Consider the following 10328-nt stretch of genomic DNA (forward strand, 5'->3'; position numbering starts at 1 on the left):
GCGTTCCTGCTCGTGGGGCGTCGCCGTGCGTCTCCACGAGGATTCCATGTCGAAACGTCCCTGGGTTCGGTATTCGTCCGCGTTCTTGCTCGCCGTGCAGGCGCTGTCCATGGCGAGGCCTGCGCTCGCCTTCGAGGAGACGCCTCGGTTCAACTTCTCGGACACGTCCGTGGGCGCCGCCGCGCTCAACGACTCACTCACGCAGCAGCCGCCGGGAAAGCGTCGATCGCTCCCCGTCGGGGCAACGGGAGCGTACACGACGTCCGTCGCGATCGACGTACCTCCGGGGCGGCTCGGCATGGCTCCGAGCTTGGCTCTTGGCTACTCGAGCACCGGACACCGCAAGGAGTCCTCGGTGGGCGCCGGATGGTCCTTCGCGATGCCGCGGATCCATCGATCGACGCGCCTCGGAATGCCGAAGCTGGCGTACTCCGGGGGCGACTACGCCTACGACGATACCGCGCCTTTCGACACGCCCGCGGGAGAGGTCGTGCCGAGCGCTCATGGTCCTGCCGGGGCCGGGAGGATGTTCGCCCCGAAGCGCGAGACCTCTCCCGTGAGGTACGAGTACCTCGACGACGTCCCGGGCGGACGATGGATCGAGCACCTACCGAATGGCAACAAGCGGTTCTACGGAGTCGACCCCTTCGGGCCGACGCACGCACGGATCGTGACGGAGATCGGGACCTTCTCGTGGCTCCTCGTCCGAGAGGAAGACCCCTTCGGCAACGACGTCACCTACACCTACCACCACACCGAGGACGAGAACCGCGCCACAAAGACCGATGCGTCTCGCGTCCCTATCCTCCGGCGTGCCACCTGGGGCGGAAATCGTCCCCAAGGGCTAGCCCCGGCGTTCGCGGTGGACGTCGCCATTGGGCCGCAAGACGGTGGTCACAACGCGCTGGAGGGCAACACGTGGCTCACGTCCCGCGTCGAGCGGATCCAGGTTGGCCCTGTCGCAGGCGCGCCGTATCACACCTATTCCCTCGGATACACGACGAGCGCCGACAGCGGCCGCGCTCTCCTGTCCACGGTCACACGAACCGCACCTGGGGAGGCGCCGACGGAGCGGACGTTCTCCTATAGCGGAGCTTCCGGCAGGCTCGCGTTCTCGAGCGAGATGGACCTGCCCGCGCCGCTCCGCGACGAGCTGGTCGAGCGGCGCGCGTTCGGCGAGCGTCATCCGTACGATCCGGAGTGGAACGATCTCGACAAGGCCTTCGGTCAGCACGGGATCGGCTCCGGGTACCAGTTCGCCTCGGCGGCTGGCAACAACCGTGCGGACGCCGTGTACTTGCCAGCGGGCCTCGGCTCCCCGCAGTCGCTCGTAAGCGGGACCAAAAGCTTCTTCATGAGCCAAGGGGCCGCGAAGTCATTCAAGATGGCGGGGTCCTCCCTCTCCGGAGACGCCCTCGTGAAGTCGCTCTCCGACATGGACGGCGACGGCGACCTCGACGGAGTCTCGTTTCCGCTCGCGTACAAGGTCGCATCGGTCAACGGCCCGGCCGATCTCCTCCGGGACTTTTCGCCGATCGACAAATGCCTCGACACCGCATTCTGGACGTCGTGCGGATCGGCGGAGCCGTACCGCCCGTCGATGTCGAACTATGGCGATGGCTCGTGCCGCGGCCTCGTGTCGGGCTGCCTGACGCCTCACTTCGATCAGCCACAGGCAGCGAGCTTCGGGAGCCAACTCCTCCACGTCGTAAGGAACGACGCCAGGTCCGGTGCGCCCATCCGCACGACGCAGGTCCTTACGGGCTGGCCGAGGACCGCGTACCAGCAGGTTCACGTCATCCGGACGCAGGCGAACCCCGGCCCGATTGGGTCGAGCCCTGTCACGTTCACCGGGATGACGCTGCGAGACTTCCAGGCACCGATCGTCGACGTCAACGGCGACGGTCGCCCCGATGTGGTGCTCCTGAAGCAGCGCGTCCGGGTGAACCCTGTCGCCGAAGCCTTCGGCTCGACGTTCAGGGAGCGCTTGCGCACGGCCGCGACCAGGCGAGGGCTCTCTCCCGACGATCTCCTGCGCTTTCTCATGCACTTCGCGGACGCGCGGTCGTACCGCGAGTGGGAGAAACGACGCGGGATGCCCGAGCTCGTCGCGCTCGCCGATCGCGTCGGCGCGAGCCCAGAGACGAGCGCCGCGCTCTGGACGAGCGTCGTGTACGAGGACCTCTTCGACCCGTTGTTCCACGAGCTGTCGGAGCTCTCGGACGAGGACTACGTGGAGACCGCGCAACACTTCGTGGACGTCTACGGGACCTCGTGCACGGCGTTGCACCCGGAGCTCCAGGGTGAGAAGCACATGTCGATTCGTGGCGCGCCGAGCCCCTTCGGGCCCGGCGGCGAGCTCGCTCCCGGGGGTCCGATGGGCCCACTCGGTGGCGGCCTGCCGCTGCCCGGCAATCCGGTCGACGGCTGGGTCCCGAATCGCTTCGGGGCCGACCCGCGGGATTGGTGCGGCACGATGTGGGGGCCGCGCTCGATGCAGGATTACCTGCGAGAAATGCTGGTCGAGCGGTTCGACGCCAACGGCGGCGTGCTCCCGTGGAGCGAGGACGCCCGGACCGTCCCCAAGGAGGTCTTCAAGTTCGTCCCGCGTGTCTACTTGGCGGATGGCTCGGCCGAGCGCCGGTACTACCGAGAGGCGGACGTGGGTATCGGGCACCTCGAGAAGTCGCTCCTCGGGATGTTCAACAACGGCCGGCTCGAGGAGTGCAGCGGGCCCACCTGCACGTACGCGTCGTACCGAAATTTCAACGTGTTCCCGGTGGACCTGAACGGCGACGGGCTCGTCGATATCGTCCGCGCCAAGGCGCCAGTCGTCGATGGCAGCCAACGCAAGACGTGCATCGGTGGGCACTCCGTCGAGATCAACCGCGGATACGTCTGGCAAAACCAGGTGCACTTCGGCGCCGGGCTCGGGTTCGAGGCGACGACCCCACATGACGCCCTTGCCCTCCTCAAGAACCGCGACGGCCGGTGCGTGGACATGGCCGATGGCGGTGGCGGGACGATCCCCGTCACGGCGATGGTGCCCGTGGACATCAACGCCGACGGGCTCATCGACTGGGTCGCAGCGTTCGAACGGCGGGACTACTTCGGCGGAAATGCCTCCGTCTTCGTCAACCGCGTCTTCTTGAACACCGGCCGAGGCTTTCGCCATGCGCCCGAGGTCTCCCTCCCGTCCGACTTCGCGCTCGCCGTCTACATGGCGCCGGGGGTTCTGGTCGGCGATCCCGAGAGGCTCCCCGATGCCCCTCCGTTGTGGCCGGACGCCGGCCGGATCGTCGACGTCGACGGCGACGGGCTCGTCGACCTGGTCCAGATGGGGTACTGCCGCACGATCGGCGTTCCGCCGAACGTCGTCGAACAGTGCCCGGCGAAGGGCCGTTGGCGGAAGAACCTCGGCACGATGCCGGACCTGCTCGTCTCCGAGGGCAGCTCGTCGGGCGCCGAGACACGCGTTGCCTACGCGCGCGGGGACGATCCAGCCTACGTCACGGGCACCGGCACCCAAGGCCGCGTCGTCGCGAGCATCACGCACACGGCTCGCCCCGATCGCGCAGCTCCCGGGCTCCCTGCGCCGGCGCGCTCGGTCGCGCTCCTTCACTACGTGAACTTCGTTCGTGACGTGGAGAGCCCGGATGCCATCGGCTTCGAGAAGGTATCGGCGACCACGGACTCGTACGTCGACGGCGGCTTCGACGCGTCCTTCACGACCTCGACCACGTTCGACGTCCGCGAGCAGGTGCTCGGAGAGGACGGCTTGCCCCTGCCAGATCGCTATCCGCTCCGTGGGGTCGAGGTCCGCAGCGAGTCGACGGACGGAGCCTCGACCGAAGCGACCACCACCTTCGCGAGCGCCCACGTCCGAGGAGGCTCGATCGTCATCGAGGCGGACGGCGCCCGGACACGTCGCTGCATCGGCGGAGAATGCCGTGAGACGGAGGCGCGCGTCCTGGCGCGTGACGCCGAGGGCTTCGTTACGGAGCGCATCGCGGGGCCGAGCGACGGCGCCAACGTGGTGCCCTCGAGGACGACTACCCGGAGCCTCGCGACCTACGAGCACCGAACCGATGCCCGATGGCAGCTCGGGCTCGTCACGCGGAGCGAGACACGCGGCGTCACCGAGCGCGGCGGGGTGGAGCAGTCGGACGCGACGCTCTCCGTGATCGAACGCACCTACGGCTCGCGTGGCGAGGCGCTCACCGAGACCGTACCAGGGACAAGCGCGGCGGGGTGCGTCGACCCGGGACCGAGCACGACGTCCTTCACCGTGGACGACTTCGGGCTCGTGGCGGCCCACTCGGCGCCCAGCGGCCTCCACGTGTCGCGGGTGTTCGACGCCCACCACCTCTACCCCGTGTCGACCTCGAGCACGCTCACGCGGTACGTCGATGGCGCGCCGCAGGGCACGACGACGCTCACGGCGCACGCCGAGAATGACCTACGGAGCGGCGCGCAGACCGCGTACACGGACCCGAACGGTCACGCATGGCGCACGACGTTCGACAGCCGCGGTCGACCGATCGAGGAGCAGGCCCCCGGCGCGCTGCGTGTACGCACGTACCAGTACGCGGATACCTGGCCCGCTTCGGCGACGATCCGGACGACGACGGGGAGCGGGCCGGACGACTACGTGCTTCAGGTGCGGTACTTCGACGGAGACGGCCAAGCCCTGTCGGTCGTCGAAGGGCGGGGAACCGCAGAGGTCCCGTGGGTACGAAAGGACTTCGCGCGCTACGACGGCTTCGGGCGTCGCATCGAGACCTACGAAGCGAAGTTCGTCGGCGCCCCGGACGTCGCCACGTTCGACCCGAACGACCGGCGCACCACGACCCGCTACGACGGCTTCGATCGGGTGACCCAGGTCGTGCGGGCCAATGGAACGACGACCACCTTCGCCTACACGCCAACGAGCACGCTGGAGACGAACCCGCGCGGCATGCGTACGCGGCGTGAGCTGGACGACAACGGCGAGGTCGTGCGTGTCCAGCGCGCCGACGCGGCTGGGAACGTCATCTCGGAGCATCGACTGATGCGCGATGGCCTCGGCGCCATCGTTCGGGTGGTCGACGGCGACGGCATGGAGCGTCACCTCGAACGGGACGACGCCGGGCGGCTGGTCCGGTACGACCTGCCGCACCACGCGGGCGCCGCGGCAGGCGCGACGCTCGTGTGCCACGACGTCGCGGGGCGACCCTCGCGCGTCGAGTCGCCGGCCGGGCGTGTGGTCACGGTCACACGCGACGAAGCAGGCCGGACCGTGGCCTTGACGGGAACGGACGCGGGCGGTCGCACCGTGCAGCGGACGACCGACTACGACGACGCGACCTTCGGACACAACGCACTCGGGCGGATCGCGCGCACGCGCGACGCGGCGGGAGAGCGCACGTACACGTACGACGCCTATTCGAGGCCAAAGGTCGTCGAGCAGCGCCCCTCGGCCGAGGTGACGGCGGGCTTCGCGAACGTCGCGAGCGTCTACACGACGACCTTCGACTACGCGCCGATGGGCGGGCTGCGGTCGTTCCGGCTCACGGGGCTCCCTGCCCCGGTGGAGGTAAAGTACCAGCCGGACGCTGCGGGCCGAACGAAGCGCCTCACGAGCGGAGGTCGCCCTCTCGTGGACGGCATCGTCCGCGACGCCGACGACCGGATCGTCGCGGCCGCCTTCGGGAACGGAGCGACGCTCACGCGGGCGTACGACCCGGGGACGGGGAACCTGCTCGCTTCACGGCACGCGGCCGCCGATGGCACGACGCTCGAATCGCTCGCGTACACCTACGACGCGACCGACAACGTGGTCATGGAGTCGCGGACCCAGGGAAATACCCTGGTCTCGCAGAAGAGCCACACGTTCGACGCCCTCGACCGCCTCGTCCGTACGGAGCTCTCGATCCGTGGGCAGAGCCGCAACCAGACGTACGCGTACTCGCCCGGTGGCAACCTGCTGCAAGCCGACGGGCTCGCGTACGGTTACGGGCTACCGCACCTGGGACAGGCGGTGACCCAGGTCGACCGCGATGGTGCGCCGACGCGGTCGCTCGGCTACGGGCCCGACGGCGAAGCCATCACCGACGACCTGACCGACCCTGCGACGGGGCAGACGACACACCGAGCTCTCGACACGGATCCGCTCGGGTGCCTGTCGCAGGTGTCGGACGGAGAGCGAACGACGTCTCTCTTCTGCGACGCCTCGGGCGGGACCGTGGCGCGCCGAACGACGGACGCGGCGTCGCAGGCAGTCGAGGCCGTGATCGAGGTCGCGGGGATCGGGGAGCTGAGGCCGCACGAGGGCATCTTCCTCATGCGCGTGCCGCTCGCGAAGACCACGACCGCCGAGGAGGCCTACTCGCTCACCACGGGAGAGCTCGACGTGGCGCGCTCCGCGTACGTCATCTCCGACGTGCGGGGGAGCACGCTCTCACGGCTCGAATACGCCGCTCCAGGCCGCGCGACGACCTCGGAGACCGAGTACGACGCCTGGGGCAAAGACCTCCCGATCTCGCCCAAGCCGCGCCCGACTCACGCCTACACCAGCCGCGAGCCCGACCCGGGCACCGGCTTCTACCACTACGGGCCGCGCTCCTACGACCCGTCGCTCCGGAGGTGGCTCAGCCCCGACCCCCTCATCGCCCTGGCACCCGACCGACAAGCCGCGTGGGGCGAGCAGCTCAACCTCTATTCGTACGCCTCGAACAACCCCGCCAGGTGGACGGACCTTTCTGGCCTCGAGGGGCCATCCGCGATGGAGAGCCTGCGCAGCCTGGGGCACTTCGCTGGAGCAGCGCTCGTGGGCTTCATCCACGGGGCGAGCCCAGTGCCGACCCCCGACCCGCCGATCGCTCATGAGCGCGGCACTGCCCACGAGAAGGAGCACGTGGTCGGCTTCGCGGTCGGTCAGGTCGCCGGGGGGTATGTCGTCGCGCAGACCGGCTCTGGAATCGCCGGTGGTGGAGGAGTCGGCGAGGTCCTCTCCGGCGGAACGGCAACCATGGCCGCGGTGCCAGCGATGGCTGTCGGCGCGACCATGGTCGTGTCGGGTTCGATTTCGATCAGCAAGGGCCTCACCACGCTGTATAACGAGGCGCGGAACCATGGCGCTGGGGGCGGGCAGGCAAGTCCAGGAAGTGAAGCGGCGCCTCCCGCAGCGGCACCGGCGCGGGTTCCCTCTTCGGGCAGAGCCACGCCTACAGCTGACGCGCCGCGGGTCACTGGGGATGCGTTGAAGGCGGCGAGAAATGAATTCAACTCCGTGGTCAAGCCTGCGTTCTGGAGGAACGAAGCTGCGACGAATCCGCAGGCCTGGTCAGCCGCGAATCTCGTCCGCATGCAGGCAGGCAAAGCCCCAATCGGCCGCGATGGCTTTCCGATGGAGCTACACCACAACACCTCGCTAGCAGAGGGCGGCTCCAATGCCTTTGACAACCTGAGCCCCCTAACGCGAACCGACCATCGGCTGGGCCCGAACTACAAGCTGAATCACCCAAATCTTCCGTAGGAGAAATCGCGTGACATTCGACGAACTAGAAATGACCCTTCGCGCTCGCCACGATGTTATCATAGGGACCGGCTGCAAAGAAGAGGTAGCAGCCGACGCCGAGCGCGCACTGGGGGTATGCTTTCCGCGTGAGCTACGCAAATATCTTGTCCAATTCGGGCATCTCGAGCTTGGCCCTTCCGAGATGTTTGGGCTCGGCGAGGAACTACCGGAGCATCTGAACATCGTCACAATGACAATGCTGGAGCGTGGCGACAGCGGCTCCCCCGTCCGCCACGACCTTGTACCTCTCCTAAATGACGGGGCCGGAAATCTGTACTGTGTAGGCACGAGCGGGGCAGAGACGGGCTGCGTACTCTACTGGGATCACGAACTGGGGCCGAACCAGCAGCCCAAGAACCACGCGACCTCCCTCGCTGAATGGATCATCGAATTGCTCCTGGAGCTCGACGGGCAAAACCCACTCGCAAGTGGCAAAATGAGCTAGGACTTGCTGACCGTGAGACGACCGTTGCGAAAGCCATCGACACTCTGAAGCAGGCCGGTGTGGCGGCCCCCACCAAGATCCCATGGGTGAAGTAGATGTCGAATCCGAAAGTGGAAGAGTTCGCCGCGCTCCTCGTGGAGCACGTTCGAGACAGAGCCATTCGCGCGTGCGACGCGCGGGTGTCCCCGGGGGCTACATCGCCGATGGCACGACGCTGGCGCGCGCTCCAGCAACAGGGGGTCGACATTCCTCCACTCGTGCCTGACATGGTCGACTCGGCGATCTCGTGTCTGCTCGCCGCGATCGACGAAGGGCTACTGGAGCTCGAATGGGAGGACGAACGTGGAGCGAGGGTGGACCTCACCACGGAAGGAGAGGGGGAGATGTGTGGATGGTACGGAGGCTCCGAATCGTGGCGCTCGATGTACGCAAAGGAGCGTTACGTCGACTACTTCGCCGACGTCCGTGGCTTCTTCGACCGCGAGGGGACCGAGAGCGAAACCGAAGGGGAAGCCAAATGAGTGGCGAGCTCTCCGTAACGATGGTCTTCCTGGCAGTACGTCGCGATCTTCATCCGACCGCCCCCGGGGTCGTCTTCGAGTACGATGTCCATTCCTAAACTTTCGAACTTTGGTGCGCTACTGGTCGACAACGTCCGAGATCCGGCGATCCGCAAGGGAAACAGGGCGCTCTCGCCCGACGTCATGTCCCCTCTCGCGAAGCGTTGGCGCCAGCTTGGCGGGCACGGTCCCGAGGTGAGCCCGGTGCTCGCGGACATCGTCGACGTGACCATCGCGACCCTACTGCGCAGCCTGGACGAGGGGCGCCTGAAGCTGCGATGGAAGACGGAGAGCGGAGAGTACGTGGAGCTCACGCGCGAATCGCTCCTGCGCCAGTACCTCGCGCCCGACGGGTGGCGCGCGGCGTACTCGAAGCAGGCGTTCTCCCAGGACGACGACGCCCTCGACGAGCTCGAGCCTCCGGGTACCCCAACGCCCTGAACGACGCGTGACGGGGAGAGCGTAGACGTGCGCGCTCACGTGAGCACTCGGCCTCGGAGGTCTACCCTGACGGCTCCGGCGCCGAGGGTAGTGCTCGCGCACCGACCGCCTGGCAGGCGCGGCACGCTCTCGTGTAGTCTCCCCACAGGCGGGCGTCGCCTCGCAATTCGCGCGGGCGGGACAAGGGCCTGCGAGAGGGAGCAATGAGTCCAGAAGCCGAAGCTTTTGCCGCGCTCCTCGTGGAGCACGTACGAGACAGGGCCATTCGCGCGTGCGACGCGCGACTCTCCGAGGCGTCGATGTCGAAGGCGTCGCCACGATGGCGGGCGCTCCACGAGCAGGGGGTCGACATCCCGTCGTTCATTCCAGACGTTGTTGATTCGACCATCGCGAGGTTGCTCGCGTGCATCGACGAAGGACTATTGGAGCTCGAGTGGGAGGATGCGAAAGGGGCTCACGTCGACCTCACCGTGGCCGCCGAGGACGAAATGTGCGGAAACTACCTTGGCTCGGACGCTTGGCGCTCGGCGTACTCGAAAGAGCGCTACTTCGACCACTATGCCGGGCTGCCGAACATCTTCGACGTCCCCGGGGTCTCGGATGATGCGGCTGCGAGCGACCCCACCCACAAGGGAGAGGACGAGTAGCCGTGGCTCGTTCCCTTGGTTCTCTCGGGCATCCGTCCGGTGTCCCCTTCGCTCCTGCCCAATCGGCGCTCGAGGTCTAAGATGCAAGAGACGGTAACTTCTGGTTTCGGGATGCTGCTCGTGGATCTTGTGCGCGACGAAGTCATCGAAGCGGGGCATGCCACTCTCTCTCCCGATGCGACGTCCGTCCTGGCCCTCAGATGGCGCCAGCTTGGCGGCTGCGGTCCGCAGATGGGCCCAATCATCGCGGACATCGTCGACGTGACCATCGCGACCCTACTGCGCAGCCTGGACGAGGGGCGCCTGAAGCTGCGATGGAAGACGGAGAGCGGAGAATACGTGGAGCTCACGCGCGAGTCGCTCCTGCGCCAGTACCTTGCGCCCGACGGGTGGCGCGCGACGTACTCGAAGCAGGCGTTCTCCGAGGACGACGACGCCCTCGACGAGCTCGACCCTCCGGGAACCCCAACGCCCTGAGACGCGCGTGACGGGAGAGAGCGCGGACGTGCGCGCTCACGTGAGCACTCGGCCCTCTCGGGTCTCCCCCTGAGCGCGCGGAGGGCGTAGCCCGAGCACGCGATGGGGGGGAGACCGCAGGCGCGCAGGCCGCAGGCCGAGCACCTGCGAGTGGGGGCACCTCTCTCTTCCGATCCGCTCTCGACACGGATCCGCTCGGG

General features: G+C 67.6%; 6 protein-coding genes. All 6 read left to right on the top strand.

Going from position 1 to position 10328, the window contains the following annotated elements; genetic code table 11:
• Positions 1 to 46 precede the first annotated feature (46 nt).
• Positions 47 to 7516 carry a hypothetical protein gene (locus IPK71_36675; GenBank protein MBK8219293.1) on the top strand — a complete coding sequence of 2490 codons (7470 nt, stop codon included), beginning with the start codon at positions 47 to 49 and terminating at the stop codon, positions 7514 to 7516.
• Between the two features lie 10 nt (positions 7517 to 7526).
• Positions 7527 to 8003, top strand: coding sequence for an SMI1/KNR4 family protein (locus IPK71_36680; protein ID MBK8219294.1), 477 nt, complete (start codon positions 7527 to 7529; stop codon positions 8001 to 8003).
• Between the two features lie 266 nt (positions 8004 to 8269).
• The gene (locus IPK71_36685) at positions 8270 to 8524 is read left to right on the top strand and encodes a hypothetical protein (protein MBK8219295.1); all 255 of its coding nucleotides are present in this window, start codon (positions 8270 to 8272) and stop codon (positions 8522 to 8524) included.
• Positions 8525 to 8707: 183 nt separating this feature from the next.
• Positions 8708 to 9004, top strand: coding sequence for a hypothetical protein (locus tag IPK71_36690; protein ID MBK8219296.1), 297 nt, complete (start codon positions 8708 to 8710; stop codon positions 9002 to 9004).
• A 203-nt stretch (positions 9005 to 9207) separates the two neighbouring features.
• Positions 9208 to 9651: a hypothetical protein gene (locus IPK71_36695; GenBank protein MBK8219297.1), complete on the top strand. Its 444-nt coding sequence runs from the start codon at positions 9208 to 9210 to the stop codon at positions 9649 to 9651.
• 231 nt (positions 9652 to 9882) lie between these two features.
• Positions 9883 to 10128, top strand: coding sequence for a hypothetical protein (locus IPK71_36700; GenBank protein ID MBK8219298.1), 246 nt, complete (start codon positions 9883 to 9885; stop codon positions 10126 to 10128).
• Positions 10129 to 10328: the final 200 nt, after the last annotated feature.

It is taken from the genome of Myxococcales bacterium, assembly GCA_016712525.1.
Taxonomy (GTDB): domain Bacteria; phylum Myxococcota_A; class Polyangia; order Polyangiales; family Polyangiaceae; genus JAAFHV01.

What these genes read in the sequence shown, in the direction of transcription:
- IPK71_36700 (MBK8219298.1), top strand. Translation starts at nt 9,883, where the DNA reads ATGGGCCCAATCATCGCGGACATCGTCGACGTGACCATCGCGACCCTA.
- IPK71_36675 (MBK8219293.1), top strand. Translation starts at nt 47, where the DNA reads ATGTCGAAACGTCCCTGGGTTCGGTATTCGTCCGCGTTCTTGCTCGCC.
- IPK71_36685 (MBK8219295.1), top strand. Translation starts at nt 8,270, where the DNA reads ATGGTCGACTCGGCGATCTCGTGTCTGCTCGCCGCGATCGACGAAGGG.
- IPK71_36690 (MBK8219296.1), top strand. Translation starts at nt 8,708, where the DNA reads ATGTCCCCTCTCGCGAAGCGTTGGCGCCAGCTTGGCGGGCACGGTCCC.
- IPK71_36695 (MBK8219297.1), top strand. Translation starts at nt 9,208, where the DNA reads ATGAGTCCAGAAGCCGAAGCTTTTGCCGCGCTCCTCGTGGAGCACGTA.